At 73.3% G+C, this 18,059-nt stretch carries 14 protein-coding genes; 12 read left to right on the top strand and 2 right to left on the bottom strand.

Annotated features, from left to right (window positions below):
• Positions 1–105 precede the first annotated feature (105 nt).
• From M8H82_RS31390 to M8H82_RS31345, 10 genes are all read left to right on the top strand, one after another.
• Positions 106–1,782: an FAD-dependent oxidoreductase gene (locus M8H82_RS31390; RefSeq protein ID WP_250078482.1), complete on the top strand. Its 1,677-nt coding sequence runs from the start codon at positions 106–108 to the stop codon at positions 1,780–1,782.
• Complete coding sequence (locus tag M8H82_RS31385; RefSeq protein WP_250078481.1) at positions 1,779–3,239, top strand: ATP-binding protein; 1,461 nt, start codon at positions 1,779–1,781, stop codon at positions 3,237–3,239. The genes M8H82_RS31390 and M8H82_RS31385 overlap by 4 nt, the downstream gene beginning before the upstream one ends.
• The gene (locus M8H82_RS31380; RefSeq protein ID WP_250078480.1) at positions 3,236–3,586 is read left to right on the top strand and encodes a UBP-type zinc finger domain-containing protein; all 351 of its coding nucleotides are present in this window, start codon (positions 3,236–3,238) and stop codon (positions 3,584–3,586) included. Before M8H82_RS31385 ends, M8H82_RS31380 begins: the two co-directional genes overlap by 4 nt.
• A 114-nt stretch (positions 3,587–3,700) precedes the next feature.
• Positions 3,701–6,622 carry an AAA family ATPase gene (locus M8H82_RS31375; protein ID WP_284049584.1) on the top strand — a complete coding sequence of 974 codons (2,922 nt, stop codon included), beginning with the start codon at positions 3,701–3,703 and terminating at the stop codon, positions 6,620–6,622.
• 122 nt (positions 6,623–6,744) lie between these two features.
• Positions 6,745–7,932, top strand: a complete 1,188-nt coding sequence (locus tag M8H82_RS31370; RefSeq protein WP_250078478.1) for a serine hydrolase — start codon at positions 6,745–6,747, stop codon at positions 7,930–7,932.
• A gap of 86 nt (positions 7,933–8,018) precedes the next feature.
• Positions 8,019–9,308 (top strand): CAP domain-containing protein, encoded by a 1,290-nt coding sequence (locus tag M8H82_RS31365; protein WP_250078477.1) that lies wholly within the window; start codon positions 8,019–8,021, stop codon positions 9,306–9,308.
• Positions 9,309–9,363: 55 nt separating this feature from the next.
• A complete protein-coding gene (locus M8H82_RS31360) occupies positions 9,364–10,041 on the top strand; it encodes an AIM24 family protein (RefSeq protein ID WP_250078476.1) in 678 nt (225 codons plus the stop codon).
• A gap of 177 nt (positions 10,042–10,218) precedes the next feature.
• Positions 10,219–11,253: a tetratricopeptide repeat protein gene (locus tag M8H82_RS31355; RefSeq protein WP_250078475.1), complete on the top strand. Its 1,035-nt coding sequence runs from the start codon at positions 10,219–10,221 to the stop codon at positions 11,251–11,253.
• Positions 11,250–12,275, top strand: coding sequence for a polyprenyl synthetase family protein (locus M8H82_RS31350; protein ID WP_250078474.1), 1,026 nt, complete (start codon positions 11,250–11,252; stop codon positions 12,273–12,275). Before M8H82_RS31355 ends, M8H82_RS31350 begins: the two co-directional genes overlap by 4 nt.
• A gap of 132 nt (positions 12,276–12,407) precedes the next feature.
• The gene (locus M8H82_RS31345; protein ID WP_250078516.1) at positions 12,408–13,946 is read left to right on the top strand and encodes a serine/threonine-protein kinase; all 1,539 of its coding nucleotides are present in this window, start codon (positions 12,408–12,410) and stop codon (positions 13,944–13,946) included.
• Here M8H82_RS31345 and M8H82_RS31340 read toward each other — a convergent pair.
• Positions 13,938–15,338, bottom strand: coding sequence for a serine hydrolase (locus tag M8H82_RS31340; RefSeq protein WP_250078473.1), 1,401 nt, complete (start codon positions 15,336–15,338; stop codon positions 13,938–13,940). The genes M8H82_RS31345 and M8H82_RS31340 overlap by 9 nt on opposite strands.
• A 58-nt stretch (positions 15,339–15,396) precedes the next feature.
• Here M8H82_RS31340 and M8H82_RS31335 point away from each other — a divergent pair, with 58 nt between their 5' ends.
• Together M8H82_RS31335 and M8H82_RS31330 are read left to right on the top strand one after the other, a co-directional pair.
• A complete protein-coding gene (locus tag M8H82_RS31335) occupies positions 15,397–16,368 on the top strand; it encodes an LLM class F420-dependent oxidoreductase (RefSeq protein ID WP_250078472.1) in 972 nt (323 codons plus the stop codon).
• A 101-nt stretch (positions 16,369–16,469) separates the two neighbouring features.
• Positions 16,470–17,501, top strand: coding sequence for a hypothetical protein (locus tag M8H82_RS31330; protein ID WP_250078471.1), 1,032 nt, complete (start codon positions 16,470–16,472; stop codon positions 17,499–17,501).
• A gap of 34 nt (positions 17,502–17,535) precedes the next feature.
• On the opposite strand, the gene M8H82_RS31325 is transcribed toward M8H82_RS31330, so the two are convergent.
• Positions 17,536–18,039 carry a DUF6328 family protein gene (locus M8H82_RS31325; protein ID WP_250078470.1) on the bottom strand — a complete coding sequence of 168 codons (504 nt, stop codon included), beginning with the start codon at positions 18,037–18,039 and terminating at the stop codon, positions 17,536–17,538.
• Positions 18,040–18,059 lie beyond the last annotated feature (20 nt).

Here is an 18,059-nt window from a genome sequence, read left to right as displayed (position 1 = left end):
GATCGGCTGAGCGAACCGCGGCGATCGAACATACGATGGCCACAGCCGGCCCGGCGGCTGCGGTCGCCGTGCCCGGGCACCGGACACTCTCGGGGTGGGAGACGTATGGCACAGGCCGCCGAATCCGCGCGGACCGTCATCCTGACCGTGGACGACGACCCGGGGGTCTCCCGCGCCGTCGCCCGTGACCTGCGGCGACGCTACGGCGAGTCGTACCGGATCGTGCGCGCGGAGTCCGGGGAGTCCGCGCTTCAGGCGCTGCGGGAGCTGAAGCTGCGCGGCGACCTCGTGGCCGTGATCCTGGCCGACTACCGGATGCCGCAGATGAACGGCATCGAGTTCCTCGAGCGGGCCATGGACATCCACCCCGGCGCGCGGCGGATCCTGCTCACCGCGTACGCCGACACCAGCGCGGCCATCGACGCCATCAACGTCGTCGATCTCGACCACTACCTCCTCAAGCCGTGGGATCCGCCCGAGGAGAAGCTCTACCCCGTGCTGGACGACCTGCTGGAGGCGTGGCGGTGCAGTGAGTACCGACCGGTGCCCGCCACCAAGGTCGTCGGGCACCGGTGGTCGGCCCGGTCGTCCGACGTGCGGGAGTTCCTCGCCCGCAACCAGGTGCCCTACCGCTGGTACTCCGCCGACGAGCCCGAGGGGCGGCGGCTGCTCGCCGCCGCGGGGCAGGACGGGCAGCGGCTGCCGCTGGTGATCACGCCGGAGGGGACACCGCTGGTCGAGCCGGACGCGCCGGAGCTCGCCGCGCGCGTCGGTCTCGCCACCACGCCGACCGCCGACTTCTACGACCTCGTCGTCATCGGCGGCGGTCCCGCCGGACTCGGTGCCGCGGTGTACGGGGCGTCCGAGGGGCTGCGGACGGTGCTGGTGGAGCGGTCGGCCACCGGCGGGCAGGCCGGGCAGAGCTCGCGGATCGAGAACTACCTCGGCTTCCCGGACGGCGTCTCCGGCGCCCAGCTCACCGACCGGGCCCGCCGGCAGGCCGCGAAGTTCGGCGCCGAGGTCCTCACCGCACGCGAGGTCACCGGCCTGGAGGTCAGCGGTGCCGCGCGCCTCGTGCGGTTCTCCGACGGCTCGGCGATCGCCGCGCACAGCGTGATCCTGGCGACCGGTGTCTCCTACCGGCAGCTGCAGGCGCCCGGCTGCGCCGAACTCACCAGCTGCGGGGTGTTCTACGGCTCTGCGCTGACCGAGGCGCCCTCCTGCCAGGGGCAGGACGTGTACGTCGTCGGCGGCGCCAACTCCGCCGGGCAGGCGGCGATGTACCTGTCCAAGGGTGCCAAGTCGGTGACGCTGCTGGTGCGCGGGGCGGATCTGTCGGCGTCGATGTCGCACTACCTGATCCAGCAGATCAACGAGGCGCCCAACATCGGCGTCCGCCCCCGGACGGTGGTCGAGGCCGCTCACGGCGACGGCCACCTGGAACAGCTGACGCTGCGCGACCTGGACAGCGGGGAGAGCGAACTCGTCGACGCCCAGTGGCTGTTCGTCTTCATCGGCGCCGCCCCGCTGACCGACTGGCTGGACGGCACCGTGCTGCGCGACAGCAGCGGCTTCATCCTCGCCGGGCCCGACCTCACGCCCGACGGGCGGCCCCCCGCGGACTGGGAGCTGGACCGGCCGCCGTACCACTTGGAGACCAATGTGCCGGGCGTCTTCGTGGCCGGTGACGCGCGCGCCGAGTCCGCCAAGCGGGTCGCGTCCGCCGTAGGAGAGGGAGCCATGGCCGTGATGCTCGTCCACCGCTATCTGGAGCAGTCGTGAGCGGCCGGCCCGTGCCGTGCAGCCCCGCGGAGATCGGCTCGCTGTTCCTGTTCGAGAAGCTCTCCCCCGAACAGCTCGGCAGGCTGTGCGCCGAGGGACGGGTGGAGCGGTTCGAGCCGGGGCCGGTGTACGCGGAGGGTGAACCGGCCACCTGCTTCTACGTCATGGTCGAGGGCACGGTGGTGCTGTCCCGCCGGGTCGGCACGGACGACGTGGAGGTGATCCGCAGCTCCCAGCGCGGGGTGTACTCGGGGGCCATGCAGGCCTATCTCGGCGACCGGGAGCGGCAGGTCTACAACAACTCCATGCGGGTGACGGAGCCGACGCGGTTCTTCGTGCTGCCCGCCGACACGTTCGCGGCCATCATGCAGGAGTGGTTCCCGATGGCCGTGCACCTGCTGGAGGGGCTGTTCTTCGGCTCGAAGAACGCCCAGCAGGTCATCGGCCAGCGCGAACGGCTGCTGGCGCTGGGCTCGTTGTCCGCCGGGCTCACCCATGAGCTCAACAACCCCGCGGCGGCGGCCGTACGGGCCACCGCCACGCTGCGCGAGCGGGTGGCGAAGATGCGGCACAAGCTGGCCGTGATCTCCTCCGGTCCGTACCCGCGCGAGAGCCTGGCGAGCCTCATCGACATCCAGGAGCGCACCGCCGAACGCGTCGGCAAGGCGCCGGTCCTGGGCCCCCTGGAGGCCGCAGACCGCGAGGACGCGCTCACCGACTGGCTCGACGACCACGGCATCACCGAGGGCTGGCGGCTCGCACCGACCTTCGTGCAGGCCGGACTCGACGTGGACTGGCTTGAGCAGGTCGCGGCGGCCGTGGACGAGGACATCCTCCCCGGGGCCATCGGCTGGCTCAACTACACCGTGGAGACCGAGCTGTTGATGGACGAGATCGCGGACTCCACCACGCGCATCTCGCACCTGGTCGACGCCGCCAAGCAGTACTCGCAGCTCGACCGTGCCCCCTTCCGCACCGTCGACGTCCACGAACTCCTCGACAGCACCCTGCTGATGCTCTCCGGGAAGATCGGCCCGCAGATCAAGGTCGTCAAGGAGTACGACCGCAGCCTCCCGGAGATCCCCGCCTACCCGGCGGAGCTGAACCAGGTGTGGACGAACCTCATCGACAACGCGGTCTCCGCCATCAACAGTGCGGGCGGGGAAGGGACGCTGACCGTGCGGACGGCAGCCGTGCACGACCGGCTGCTGGTGGAGTTCCGGGACACCGGTGTCGGCATCCCGCGGGAGATCCGCGGACGGATCTTCGATCCCTTCTTCACCACCAAGCCCGTGGGCGAGGGCACCGGGCTGGGGCTGGACATCTCCTGGCGGATCGTGGTCAACAAGCACCACGGGTCGCTCCAGGTGGAGTCCGAGCCGGGCGACACGCGTTTCCAGGTGCTGCTTCCGCTCACCGCCGCCGTCGACGACGACACGAACGAGGAGTCCGTATGACCGAGCGCATCGACACCGGCACCCCGCCCAGCGGCGCCGGGTGCGTGGAGTGCGACGAGCACGGCGGGTGGTGGTTCCATCTGCGGCGGTGTGCGCAGTGCGGGCACATCGGGTGCTGCGACTCCTCTCCCGGACAGCACGCCACGGAGCACTTCAAGGCCACCGGGCATCCCGTGGTGCAGAGTTTCGAGCCGGGTGAGGAGTGGTTCTGGGACTACGGCTCCTCCGAACTGTACGAGTCGGGGCCGGAGCTGACGCCGCCGGTCAGTCATCCCGCGGAGCAGCCCTCGCCGGGGCCCGCGGGGCGGGTGCCCGCGGACTGGGCCACGGTGCTGCGGCGCGCCTGAGGGCGGGAGCGGGACGGGTCGGTGGCCGGCGCGGGGTGGTCCTGGCTGGTCGCGCCGCTCCCCGCGCCCCCTTCGGTCGCACACGCGTGCCAGGATGGGCAAGTGACGCAGACCATGACCCCCGCACCCCTGATCGGCCGAGAACACGAGCTGGCCCGGCTTCTCGGTGTGCTGGAGCGGGCCCGTGCCGGTGAGGCGCGGGCCGTCCTGGTCGCCGGGGACGCCGGGGTCGGCAAGACCCGGGTGCTGGACGAGATCGCCTCGCGGGGCGCGGCGGACGGCATGACCGTCCTCACCGGCCACTGCGTCGACCTCGGTGACGTCGGCCTGCCGTATCTGCCCTTCACCGAGGTGCTCGGCGCGCTCGCCGCGGATCCGCGGTTCACCGACGTGCTCGCCGGGCATCCGGTCGTCGGCCGGATGCTGGGCGGCGGCACGGACACCGCGCGGGATTCCCGGCTCCAGTTGTTCGAGGGCATGGCCGCACTCCTGGCCGACCTGGCCGGCACCGCGCCGCTGCTGCTCGTCCTGGAGGACCTCCACTGGGCCGACCAGTCCTCCCGGGATCTGCTGCGGTTCCTGCTCAGCCGGGGTGTGCTCCAGCGGCCGGCGGGCGGGGTCGCGGTGCTGGCCTCCTACCGAGCGGACGATCTGCACCGGCGGCATCCGCTGCGCCCGCTCCTGGCGGAGCTGGTCCGGCTGCCCGCGGTGGAGCGGCTGGAGCTGCGGCCGCTGGACGACACCGAGGTGGCCCGCCTCGTACGGGCTCTGGAGGAGCGTCCGCTGCCGGAGACCACGGTCCGCCGGATCGTGGAGCGCGCCGAGGGCAACGCCTTCTACGCCGAGGAACTCCTCGCGGCCACGGACCCCGGCGCCGGCGGGGTGCCGAGCGGTCTCGCCGACGTCCTGCTGATCCGCTTCGAGCAACTGTCCGAGACCGCCCAGCAGGTGCTGCGCACCGCCGCGGTCGCCGGGCGGCGCGTCGAGCACGATCTGCTGCGGGAGGCCGCCGGACTGCCGGAGACCGAACTGGAGTCGGCGCTGCGCGAGGCCCTGGGCCGGCAACTGCTGGTCCCCGGGGACGGTGACACGTACTCCTTCCGCCACGCCCTCGCCCGCGAGGCGGTCTACGCCGATCTGCTGCCCGGTGAACGGGCCCGGCTGCACGGCGCGTTCGCCCGGCTGCTGGCCGACCGGCCGCGGCGCGCCGAGACCGCGGCGGAGCGCGCCCACCACTACCGCGAGAGCCATGACCTTGCCGAGGCGCTCACCGCCTCGCTGGAGGCCGCCGATCACGCCCGCCGGGTCGGCGCGCCCGCCGAGGAGCTGCGGCACCTGGAGGCGGTGCTCGACCTGTGGCCGTCAGTAGAGCCGTCCGCGCGTCCCTCCGGCGAGGCCCACGACCGGGTGTCGCTCACCCTGCGCGCCTCCTCGGCGGCCGCGCACGCCGGAGAGGCGCACCGCGCGGTCGCGCTGACCCGGTCCGCGCTGGCGGGCGTCGACCAGGAGGAGGACTCGGAGCTGGCCGCCCGGGTCCGCTACACCCTCGCGGGCAATCTCATGACCGTGGACAACCTGAGCGCGGCCTTCGCCCACAGCAGTGAGGCGCTGGCCCTGATCCCCGCCGAGCCGCCGTCGCCCACCTGGGTGTGGGCGGCCGCCACCCATGTGCTGGCGGCCCGTCAGGTCGGGGAGCGCGACACGGCGCTGCGGGTGGCCCAGGAGGCGCTCGCCGTCGCCGAGCGGCTGGGGGTCACGGACGCCCGCGCCGACCTGCTCATCTCGCTGGCGCTCCTCGAGGGCGACGGCCGGCGCAGCGCCGAGGGCAGGGCGCGGCTGCGTGCGGCCCGGGACCTGGCGCGGACGTCGGGCAACGCGCCGGTGGAACTGCGGGCCCTGCTCCACTTCGCCATGGGCAGCTACGAGGCGGGCGAGCTGGAGGAGTGCCTGCCGTGGCTGACGGAGGGGCTCGACCGGGCCCGCCGCGCCGGGCTGCTGTCCTCGACGCATCCGATGGAGATGCGCTATCTGCGGCTGCTGGTGCTGTACACGCTGGGCCGCTGGGACGAGTGCGTCCGGGCCGCGGCGAGCGACGCCGACGTGCTGCCGCCGGCGGGCGGGTACACGTCCGGGCCCGCCTGGTACGTCTCGCTGGCGCGCGGGGACCTGACGGCCGCCGACCGGGCCGGGGCGCTGCTGGAGGGGCCGTTCGACTGGATGGGCACGCTGATCGCGGGCATTGTGCTGACCGACGCCGCCGCGATGGCGGGCGATCCGGGGGCGGCGGTCGACCGGGTGCGCTCCACGGTCGCGGCGCTCACCGACGACGCGGGCTTCCGCCCCGATGTGACGGTGCGGCTCGCCGCGCTGGCGCTGTCCGCCGTGTCCGACCGCGCGGTCGAGCTGCGGCACAGCGGTGACGAGGCCGGGGCCGGGCGCTGGGCGGACACCGCGACGGAGCTGATGGAACTGGCGCGGGACTCGGCCGTGCGCAGCGCCGACCGGGCGCCGCAGGGACCCGAGGGCATGGCCTGGCTGGCCCGCGCCGAGGCCGAGTGGCTGCGGGCGACCGCGGGGGCCGACGTGGCGGCCTGGGGGAAGGCGGTGGCCGCGTTCGACTACGGCGACGCCTACGAGCGGGCGCGCTGCCGGCTCCGCTGCGCCGAGGCGCTGGTGTCGGCCGAGCGGCGCGAGGAGGCGGCCGTCGAGGCGGCTGCGGTACGGGAGACGGCCGCGCGGCTGGGCGCGCTGCCACTGCTGGAACGGGTGGACGCGCTCATCCGCCGGGCCCGTCTGTCGGACGCGCGGGAGGCGACCGCGTCGCCGCTGACCGCCCGGGAGCAGGACGTGCTGCGCCTGCTGGCCCAGGGCCGCAGCAACCGGCAGATAGGCGAGGAGCTCTTCATCAGCGGCAAGACGGCGAGCGTCCACGTCTCCAACATCCTCGCCAAGCTGGGCGCCGCGAGCCGCGGTGAGGCGGTGGCCGTCGCCTACCGCGAGGGGCTGATCGCCCCGGAGCCGACGGCGTCCGGCTGAGACCCCGCCTGTCCCGTACGGGTGAGACCTGTCCGGTCGGACCCCGAATGACCCTCTTTCCCCCTTCCCTGGCACTACTGTGCGTCGCCGTGACGGGGTGTCAGCAGGGAGAGAGGACGCGGATGGTCTCGGTAACGGTGGGCAAGGGCACGGCGTGGGGGACGGCGGTCCTCCTCGCCCTCCTGGCAGTCCCGGCGCATGCGGCACCCCAGGAGCCCGCGCCCGATCTCGCGGCCCTGCGCGGTGTCCTGCGCACCGCGATGCAGCAGGGCGCGCCGGGCGCGATGGCCCGCGTCGACGACCACGGCACCGCCTCCACGACGGCCGCGGGCATCGCCGACCGCAGGACGCTGCGCGCCCTGTCCACCGCCGACCGGTTCCGCATCGGCAGCGTCACCAAGACCTTCACCGCCGTCGTCCTGCTGCAACTCGTCGACGAGAAGCGGCTGCGGCTCGACGACCCGGTCAACCGCCATCTGCCCGGGCTGCTGCCCGACGACCGGATCACCGTGCGCCACGTCCTGAGCCACCGCAGCGGCCTGTACGACTACACCAACGACATGTTCGCCAAGACGGTTCCCGGCTTCGAAGCGGTCCGCAACAGGGTCTTCACGCACCGGCAGCTGATGGCCCGTTCGCTGTCCAGGCCGCGCACCACCGCGCCGGGCGGCACCTACAGCTACTCCAACACCAATTTCGTCGTCGCCGGCATGCTCATCAAGAAGCTGACCGGGAACTCCCTGCGCGCCGAGTACCAGAACCGGATCATCGAGCCGCTGAAGCTGACCGACACCTTCTACGTCCACCCCGGCACCCGCATCCCGGGCCGGTACGCGCGCGGCTACCTCACCCCGGACACCCCCGGTGCCGCCCTGGTCGACGCCACCGAGCAGACGGTCTCCTGGGCGCAGAGCGCGGGGGCCCTCATCTCCAGCGCGCGGGACCTGAACACCTTCCTGTCGGCGCTGCTCGGCGGCCGGCTGACCTCGGCGGCGCAACTGGCGCAGATGCAGCGGTGGGTGCCCGCGGGCTCCGGCCAGGCGTACGGGCTCGGGCTGCGCCGCCGGGATCTGTCCTGCGGGGTGTCCGTGTACGGGCACACGGGCGCCGTCCAGGGCTTCTACACCTACGCCTTCGCCTCCAAGGACGGCCGGCGCAGCCTGGCGGCGTTCACCAACACCTCCAACAACGGCACGGTGCACACCACCATGCTGGGCACGCTGGAGTCGGCGTTCTGCGGCAAGAAGCCGAAGGCGCCGCGCGGTTCCGCGGTCGGCGAGCGGATCGATCCGGGCGCTGTCCGGCGCTGAGTCCCCCCGGCGGGAACCCTCGCGGGGCGGCGCGCGTTTTCCGGACATCCCTCTCCGACACGTACACGGACCTCAGGACGGCCCCCATGAGCGAGTTGGTCCCCGGGGGCAATGTGCCCCTCCCGGGCGGCGCCGTGGCCGTCCGGGTGCCCGGCCCCTTCGATGTGTCCGCGCTCATCACGGACGACGGCGGCAAGGTCGGCGGTGACGGCGACTTCGTGTTCTACAACCAGCCGGCCGCGCCGGGCGCGCGGCTGCACGGCGACACGCTGACCGTGGACCCCGCGCGGCTGCGGCCGGGCGCCACCCGGGTGACGGTCGTCATCAGCCCCGCCGACCCGGGCACCGCCCTCGGCGGCCTTCCGGCACCGACGCTGCACGTCACCGGAGCGGGCGGTCGTCCCCTGGCCCGGTTCGCCCCGCCGCGCCCCCGGCAGGAGACGGTGCTGCTGCTGGCCGAGCTGTACCGCCGTGGCGGTGGCTGGAAGCTGCGGGCCCTGGGCCAGGGATATGCCGACGGACTGGCGGGCCTGGCCCGCGACTTCGGGGTGGACATCACGGAGGAGGCGCCCTCCGATCCCGGTCTCGCGGTGGACACCAGGGAAGGGGCACCCTCCGACCCGGACGGCTTCGCCGGTCTCGTCAACGCCGCCCGGGCCTCGGCCGGCGCCCCGCCCGTCGCCCTGGACGTCCGTCTGACCTCCGCCGCGCGGGAGCACGCCCTCGCCATGGCGGCCCGCAACCGCCTGGACGGTGAGGGTCTCTACCGGCGCGTCAGCGCGACCGGGTACGCGTATGTGACCGTGGGGGAGCATCTGGTGTCCGGCCCGCGCTCGCCCGCCGGGTTCGTCGAGTACTGCCTGGGTTCCGGCCGCTCCAGGCGCACCCTGCTCGACCCGGCCTTCACCCATGCCGGGCTCGCGTGCGCCCCCGCCCGCTCCGGTGACGTGTACTGGACGGCGGTCTGGGCCCGCCCTTTCACGGCGGTGGAGTTGGCCAGGACCGCCACGCGGGTCGTGGAGCTCACCAACCGGGAGCGCGCCGGAGCCGGTCTCGCGCCGCTCGCCGTCGACCCGGTGCTCACCACCGCCGCGCAGGCGCACAGCGCCGACATGGTCGCGCGGGCCTTCTACTCCCACACCTGCCCCGACGGCAGCCGGCCCTGGGACCGGGCGGCCGCGGCGGGCTCCCGGCGGCGCTCGATCGGCGAGAACATCGCCTGCGGCCAGCGCTCCCCCGCCGAGGTCGTCCGGGGCTGGATGAACAGCCCCGGCCACCGCGCCAACATCCTCAAGCGCGACTTCACGCACATCGGCGTCGGCTTCGCGGGCGGCGGCGAAGCGGGCACGTACTGGACCCAACTCTTCGGCGCCTGAGGCAGGATGCCGCGTGACCTAGGCGAATGGACGTCGTCCGCGACACGATGCACCCATGAAGGGTGATCTGTTTTCCAGCGAGCACATGGTCCAGCCCGCCACCGCGCCGGGCATGACGGTCGAGAACGCCAAGTGCATCAGATATGCGGTGAGCGGCGAGATGCTGGCCCGCCAGGGCGCGATGATCGCCTACCGCGGCAACCTCCAGTTCGAGCGCAAGGGCCAGGGCGTGGGCGGGATGCTCAAGCGCGCGGTCACCGGGGAAGGGCTGCCGCTGATGGCGGTGCGCGGGCAGGGCGAGGCCTGGTTCGCGCACGAGGCGCAGAACTGCTTCGTCGTCGAGCTCGACCCCGGTGACGAGTTCACCGTCAACGGCCGTAACGTCCTGTGCTTCGACGCCTCGCTGTCGTACCGGATCGCCACCGTGAAGGGGGCCGGAATCAGCGGCGGCGGACTGTTCAACAGCGTGTTCACCGGGCAGGGCCGGCTGGGTTTGGTCTGCGACGGCAATCCACTGGTGATCCCGGTGTCGGCGCAGTACCCGGTCTACGTCGACACCGACGCGGTGGTCGGCTGGAGCGCGGGGCTCGCGACCTCGCTGCACCGCTCGCAGTCCATCGGCTCGATGCTGCGCGGCGGCTCCGGGGAGGCCGTACAGCTGATGCTGAGCGGTGAGGGCTATGTGGTCGTCCGGCCGAGCGAGGCGACCCCGCAGAAGCCCCAGCAGCACTGACGATCCATGAGGTGATCTGCGCCTCACGGGCAACCCCGCCGGCTCCGTCCACGTCTTGATCGGCAACAGATGACACCGCCCTGGCCCCTCGGGGGCCGGGGCCGGTTTTCGATGCTCTATACACACCATGTATACGCTCAATGTAGAGATGCTGTGTATACGGACCGAGAGGGATCCATGTACGGCAAGGCATTCGCCCCGGAGTACCAGGGCGCCCTGACCACCCTGTCCGTGAACTCTTCGCTCACCGACGTCCTGGCCGCCGGCACCGAGGAACTGCGGGCCGCCGAGCGGGCAGGGAGGCACGGTGAGGCGGCCCGCTCCGGGCTCGCCGTCGCCGAGGCGCACCGGCGTCTCGGCCGGATCGGCGAGGCGGACCATGCCTGGAAGGCGAGCTACCGGGCCGCCCGCCGGGCCGGGGACACCGCGGCGATGGCCTGGGCACTGTGGAGCGGCGGCACCCTGGCCCGGCAGCGCGGGGAGTTCGCGCTGGCCAGGCGGCTGCTCCAGCTCGCGGCCGACCTCGGCGAGCGCGGCGGGGACGTCGTGGTCCGCGGCTACTCCCTGGCCGGCCTCGCCGAGACCGGCCGCATCCAGGGCGACTACGCGGCCGTGACGCGGCTGCACGAGCAGCTGCTGGCCGAGGCCCGTCGGCGCGGCGAGGCCCGGCACACGGTGTGGGCGCTGGAGGGCATCGCGCAGATTCACCGCAACACCGGCGCCTACGACACGGCCTACGCCCTGTTCGAGGAGGCGGCCGGGATCGCCGCGCGCGCCGACGACCGACGCGGGCACGCCTGGGCGCTGCGCGGGCTCGCCGACATCGTCTCGGTGCGCGACAAGGACACGGCGCGGGCCTTGGCGCTGCTGTCCGAGGCGGAGACCATCTGCCGGGCCATGAAGCTCTCCGGCGCTCTCGCCTACAACCACAAGATGCGCGGCAACGTCCTGTACCGCGCCGGCCGTTACGCCGAGGCCCGCGGCCTGTACGAGCAGGCGCTCGCCGGGTTCCGCGCCATGAGCGAACCGCGCGGGGAGGCGTTGGCCCGGCTGGGGCTGGTCAAGTCCAGGGCCCGACTTGGCCGGGACAGCACCGAGACGCAGGCTGAACTGGCCGAACTGGCCGGGACGTTGGAACGGATCGGCCTGAAGCACGCCCGGGAGATGGTGGCCCGGGCACAAGAGGAGCTCGGCGTGGAGGTCGTACGGTGACGGTGATCCCCTCCGCGGCTTCCCTTTCAGGCCTTCATGTGCTGGACCGCTGCCGGGAGGTGGTCCGCCCGGCGCTCGTCCAGGCCGTGGGCCGGCTGCATCCCTGGGTCGGCGAGATGGCCGCCTACTCCTTCGGCTGGTGCGAGGTGGGCGGCACCCCGGTCGCCGCTTCCGGAGGCAAGGGCGTGCGCCAGGCACTGGCCGTGCTCGGCGCGGAGGCCGCGGGCGGCCCCACCGAGGCCGGCACGACCGCCGCGGTGGCCGTGGAACTGGTGCACGCCTTCTCGCTGCTGCACGACGACATCATGGACGGTGACCCGGACCGCCGCCGGCGCCCCACGGTGTGGAAGGCCTACGGCACGGGCCCTGCCGTCCTCGCAGGCGACGCGCTGTTCGCGCTGGCCGTCGGGACGCTCGCCGCGGCGCCCGGAGGCGCCGGCGCCGTACGGCTGCTGTCGGTGGCGCTCGGCGATCTGGTGCACGGGCAGGCCGACGACCTGCTGTTCGCGGCCCGCCCGTGGACGGGACCGGAGCGCGTGCGGCCGGCGGAGTACCGGGCGATGGCCGAGCACAAGACGGGCGCCCTGCTGGGCTGCGCCCTCGCCCTGGGTGCTGCGCTCGGCGGCGCCCCGCCCGGGACGGTCGCCGCGCTGGACCGGGCCGGGCGCGACCTCGGGGTCGCCTTCCAGATCGTCGATGACGTCCTCGGCATCTGGGGTGATCCCGCGGTCACCGGCAAGCCCGTCCACGGCGATCTGCGGGAGCGCAAGAAGACGTTCCCGGTGCTGGCCGCACTCGACACACCCGCGGCCGGGCGCCTGGCCCAACTGCTGCAAGCGGGCGAGGACTTCGGCCGCACGGCCGCACTGATCGAGGAGGCGGGCGGCCGGTCGGCAGCGCTGCGCGAGGCGCGGCGCCGGATCACGGTCGCCGAGGCCGCCCTGGACGCCGTACCCCTTGAGACCGGGGCCGCCGGGGAGTTGAGGGCGCTGCTGGACTTCCTGGTGGGCCGCGAGCTGTGACACGGGTGTTCGAGGCGCCGGGTGAACAATCGGGGATCGGCGCATCTCGCTCGGCGAATCCTTGAACACACCCCGTCACGTCCGCCGTACCAGTGGGCAAGGTGAGAGCCAGGGGTTCAGCGAGGGATGACCATGGTCAAGGCGCACATCTCCACACCCGTGTCGGTCGCCGGGAGGTTCCGGCTGGTCGAGGTGGTCAGCCGGGAGACCAACCGGGTCTGCTGGTACGGGGAGGACACCGCGGTGGAGCGGCCGGTCCTGGTCACCCAGGTCGGGCTGCCGGACGTCCCGGACGGGGAGGAGGCGCGCCGGATCGTCGCGCGCGTCCTCCACACCTGCGAGCGGATGGCGCTGCTGCTGCCCCGCCGGGTCGCCGAAGTCGTGGACGCCGTCGAGGAGTCGGGGACGCTGTGGGTGGTCACCCGGTGGATCGACGGGGTGCCGCTGAGCGAACTGCTCGCCCAGCAGGGCACGTTGAACTACGTCCGGGCCGCGCGCATCGGCCTGGAGCTGCTCGACGTGCTGGAGACGGCGCACGGACAGGGCCTCGCGCACGGCGAACTCAGCCCCGCCCAGGTGTTCGTGCGCGACGACGGGTCCCTCGTGGTCGCCGGCTTCGGACTGGCCGGCGCCACCCTCGCGCCCCGGCTGGCGGCGCCCGCCTACGCCTCCCCCGAGCAGGCACGGGACGAGCCGATCGGACCGGCCACCGATCTGTGGACGCTGGGGGCACTGCTCTACACGATGGTGGAGGGGCGCCCGCCGTTCCGCGACCGGGGCCGGCCGGAGGCCACGCTGAAGGGTGTGGACCGGCTGCCGCTGCGCACGCCGGTGCGCGCCGGGCCGCTCACCCAGGCCGTGCAGGGGCTGTTGCGCAAGGACGCCGTGGAGCGGCTGCCCCGCCCGGTCGTCCGGGCGGCCCTCGTCCGGGTGCTGGACGAGGAGACCGCCGCGACCGTGCCGAGCCCGCGGCTGCGCGGTCGGCGGTACGCGCACGGCCCGGGCCGGCGCAGCCGCACCGTCCTCGCCGGGACCGCCCTGGCCGTCGTCGGCGTCGCGGTCGCCGTCCTCGCGGTCACCGACCGGCTGCCCGGCGGCTCCGACGCCCCCGCCGCCGGACCCGGGCCGAACCCGACCCCGTCCGCCACCGCGCCCGCCTCCCCCACTCCCTCCCCCACCTCCTCCGCCGCGCCGCCGTCCGCCCCGACGGAGGCTGCCTTCCGCCGCTACGACTCCCCCGAGGGCTTCTCCGTTTCGCTCCCCGAGGGCTGGCGGCCGCTGAGCACCGACCGCGTCGGGGACCTGGCGTACCGCGTGGTGCTCGGCGCGAAGGGCGACCCGCGCACGCTCACCGTCACCTACAGCGAGCGGGTGGGCCCCGATCCGGTGGCCGTCTGGCGGGACGTGGAGCCCGGCCTGCGGCAGGCCGGCGGGTACCGCAGGCTCGGTGAGATCCGGTCGACGACCTACCGGGGCCGGGAGGCCGCCGAGATGGAGTGGCTCGCCGACACCGGGGGCACCCGGGTGCGCACCCTCGGCCGGGGCTTCCTGCTCGGCGGCGGTCGCGGCTACTCACTGCGGTGGACGGCGCCCGCAGCCGACTGGGACGACCCCGGCAACCGCGAGGGCCTGGCCACCGCGCTGCGCACCTTCCAGGAGCCCTCAGGCTGACCGGCGCGGCGCCCCCATCCTCAGCAGGCGCCGTGGGTGCAGGGGCTGGGTGCGCCAGCGGGCCGTGCAGGTGCGGTCCGGCAGGGAGCAGGTCACGGCGAGCCGGTGGGGCGTCTCCAGGAAGATCACCTCCACCTCCAGGGTGCCGGCGTCGGTCCAGCCGCCGCTCACGGCGGTGGGGACCGGCTCCTCGGCGATGCTCCAGCCGCTGTCCGCGAGCCGCAGCTCCAGCCGCTCGCCGTCCTCGACGAGCGTCAGCCGGTGACCGTCCGCGGTCGCGGTGACCTCGGCGGAGATCCAGTCCGAGTCGAAGGCGACGGACGACCAGCCCTCCGGCGCCGGCTTGCCCACGGCCGGCGGCAGCGCCAGCCCGGCCAGCCGCTCCGCCAGGGCCGCGTCCGCGGCCTCCCGGCCGGACAGCGGCCCGGGGCGGAACGCGGGCAGCAGATGCGTCCAGACCATGTCCAGCAGCTTCTGCATGGCCACGGTGGCCGCGGTCGTCGCGATCACCACGTCCTGCTCGGGCAGCACCAGACAGAACTGCCCGTACGCGCCGTCCCCGCGGTAGCCGTGCCGCGACATCCAGAACTGCAGGCCGTACCCCTGCCGCCAGTCCTCGCCGCTCATCGGCCCGTCGTCGTTGGCCGTGTGCGGGCGGGTGGCCTCGGCGGCCCAGGACGCGGGCAGCACCCGCCGCCCGTCCCACATCCCGCCGCCCAGATACAGCTGCCCCAGCCGCAGGATCGCGTCGGTGGGGGCGTGCAGCCCGCTGAAGCCGAGGTCGCGGCCCGCCCGGTCCCGCAGCCACGCCACCTCGCCGATGCCGATCGGGTCCAGGAGCCGGGGACGCATGTAGTCGGTGAGCGACTGCCCGGTGAGGCGCTGCACGATCGCGGCGAGCGTGTAGGTGGTGGGCTGGTTGTACGCGAACACCGTGCCCGGATCTCGGTCCGGCGGGATCCGCAGGAACCCCCGGACCAGCTCGTCGGGGTCCAGCGCGCGGGCCCGGTCCAGGGTCTCCGCCTCGTGGCCGCTGGCCATCGACGCCACGTGCCGCACGAGCATCGCCCGGCTGCGCGGATCGGTGACGTCGGCGTCGAACTCGGGGAAGTAGGAGAGCACCGGAGCGTCGAGGTCGAGCAGGCCCTCGGCGACGGCGAAGCCGGCCGCGGTGGACGTGAAGCTCTTGCTGAGCGAGTACAGCAGGTGCGGGCGCGCGGCGGTGTACGGCGCCCACCAGCCGGAGGCGACGAGGCAGCCGTGCCGCATGATCATGAGGCTGTGCGGCTCTATGTCGGGGTCGGATTCGAGTGCGTCGAGGAAGGCGTGCACACCGGAGGCGTCCACGCCCTGGGAGGCGGGCGGGCCGGCGGGCAGTGCGCGAGTCGTCATGACCCGATCCTTACCCACCGGTCCGTTTTCCCGTGCCCGGGTCGGGGACTCGGGCCGTATGGTGCAAATCGGATACACGATGATGACCGAGCAGGCCGGTCCACGTGACCTCGTCGACCACGTGGTGCGCGCCGAAGAGGCCGGCTTCGACTTCTCCGTGACCTCGGACCACTACTTTCCGTGGCTGCGCTCGCAGGGTCACTCGCCGTACGCGTGGGCCGTGCTCGGCGCGGCCGCCCAGGCGACCCGGCGGATTCCGCTGATGACCTATGTGACGTGCCCGAGCTTCCGCTACCACCCGGCGGTGGTGGCGCAGAAGGCGGCCACCCTGCAGCTGCTGTCCGAAGGCCGCTTCCGCCTCGGGCTGGGCTCCGGGGAGAACCTCAACGAGCATGTGGTGGGCGGCGGCTGGCCGTCCGTCGACGTGCGGCACGAGATGCTGGAGGAGGCCATCGAGATCATCCGGGCGCTCTTCGACGGCGGCCATGTCACGCATCACGGCACCCACTACGACGTGGACTCGGCCCGGCTGTGGGACCTGCCCGACGAGCCGACACCGATCGGCGTGGCCGTCTCCGGGGAGCAGTCCTGTGCGCTGGCCGGCCGGGTCGCGGATCTGGTGATCGCCACGGAACCGAAGGCGGGTCTGCTGGACGCCTTCGACCGGCACGGCGGTGAGGGCAAGCCGCGAGTCGGCCAGCTGCCGGTCTGCTACGACGCCGACCGGGACACCGCGATCAAGCGCGCCCACGCCCAGTTCCGCTGGTTCGGCAACGGCTGGAAGGTCAACTCGGAGCTGCCGCACCCGGATTCCTTCGAGTCGGCCACCCAGTTCGTCACCCCGGACGACGTCGCCGCCTCCATCCCGTGCGGGGACGACCCGGAGGCCTTCGTCGAGGCCGTACGGCCGTACGCGGAGGCCGGGTTCAGCGAGGTCGCCCTGGTGCAGATCGGCGGGGAGTCGCAGCCCGCCTACCTGGACTGGTCGGAGAAGACCCTGCTGCCCGCGCTGCGCGACGCCTTCGGATGACACACCCAGGGGTCCGGCAAACCGTCGCATGCAGGCGCATATAGGCTTCCGCTGCACTTGTGTACTTCCGTGTTCCTGCCCGAGACCCAGGAGAGTCCTCCGTGACCCTAGCGTTCGCCCCGTCCGAGCCCTCCCCCGCGCCGCTGTCCGACCTCGTCGCGCGGGACGCGCGCGAGTTCGGGGCGTACGCCCGCACCGGCGGGTGGACCTTCGGCCTGATGGTGGCGCGCAGCGTGCGCCCCGGCGGCCAGAGCGCGGACGAGACGCCGAAGGTGTCGGCGAAGGAATTCGCCGAGCTCGCCGGCTGCTCGCCCGAGCGTGTCATGCGCTACTACAAGGCCTGGGACCGGGCAGCCGACGACGGTCTGGTCCCGCACTTCGAAGCGCTCCGGCCGGGCGCGGAGGTGGAACTGCCGGACGCCGACGTGTGGCTGAGCTACTACGTCTCCCGCACCAGCGCCGCCTCCGAGCGCGGCACCGCCATCGCCCAGGCCGCCGAGGCGGAGGGCATCCGGCCGACGAAGGCGCTGGAGGTCGCCGAGAACCCCACCGCGCTGCGTGCCGCGATCCTCGCCGACCCCTCCACCGCCCGCGCCGCCCGCGGCGCGCTGCTCGACCGCATCAAGGAAGACCCGGAGCTGCAGGCCGAGTTGGCCCGTGACGTGGTGCGCACCGACGATCTGAAGAAGGCCGTCGCCAGCGAGAGCCGGGCCGCCGACCGGATCGGCTACGTCCGCCAGATCGCGGAGTCCGGACAGGTCAGGACGCCCGCCGGACAGACCGTCGACGCGCCCGTGGAGCTGCGCCAGGAGGCCGAGCGGCATCTGTCCCTGCTGGACGAGCTGGACGACGACGAGGACACCGGCGAGTGGGCCACGGAGGCCTACGACACCATGAAGACCCTCGTCGCCGAGACCGTGGAGGCGGACCCAGAACTCCGCGTCCAGGAGCGGCGGACGAAGTTCTACAGCAGCCTCCAGCGGGCGACGAAGGTGTTCGAGGAACTCACCTTCGACGACGTGCAGGAGTTCGTCGAGGACGACATGGTGCAGCAGCTGGAGGAGCTCCAGCACGCCATCGCCGCGTGCATCGCCACCCTGCGGGGCGCCAAGGGCACGGACCCGGCGGCGTAGCCGTACGCCCGGCGCCCGCGGGTCACCCGCGGGGTCAGTCGCCGGATGTGGACGTGTAGCGGCGCCGCACCCACCACGGCAGGACGAACCAGCACGCCAGGTACCACATCACCACGCCGGTGACCAGGTACGGCACGTAGCCGTCGTGGGTGGCCACCCGCAGGATCAGCAGCAGGGACGACGTCGTGGTGGCCAGCAGCAGCACCAGGCCGACGAAGGTCAGCCGGGAAGCCCACTCCACCGCCCGGGGTTTGATGCGCCGGCCGGACACCAGCCGGTGCAGGGACACCGGCCCTATCAGGGCGCCGGTGGCGGTGGCGCCCAGGACGACGGTCACGATGTAGATGGTCCGCTCGGTGTCGCCCAGGTCCGCGTAGGTCGGGGTGAACACGACGGTGAGCAGGAAACCGAACAGGATCTGCACACCCATCTGAGCCACACGGATCTCCTGGATGAGCTCCGTCCACATCCGGTCGGCCCGCTCGTCCTCGGTCTCGTTGCGGCCGGAACGTCTCTCTGCTGCTGTTGCCTGCTCCATGAGTTCCGTGTGACCCGCGG

The sequence above is a fragment of the Streptomyces sp. YS415 genome, from assembly GCF_023544665.1.
In the GTDB taxonomy this organism is placed as follows: Bacteria; Actinomycetota; Actinomycetes; order Streptomycetales; family Streptomycetaceae; genus Streptomyces.
This window is presented reverse-complemented; position numbering and strand designations above follow the sequence as displayed.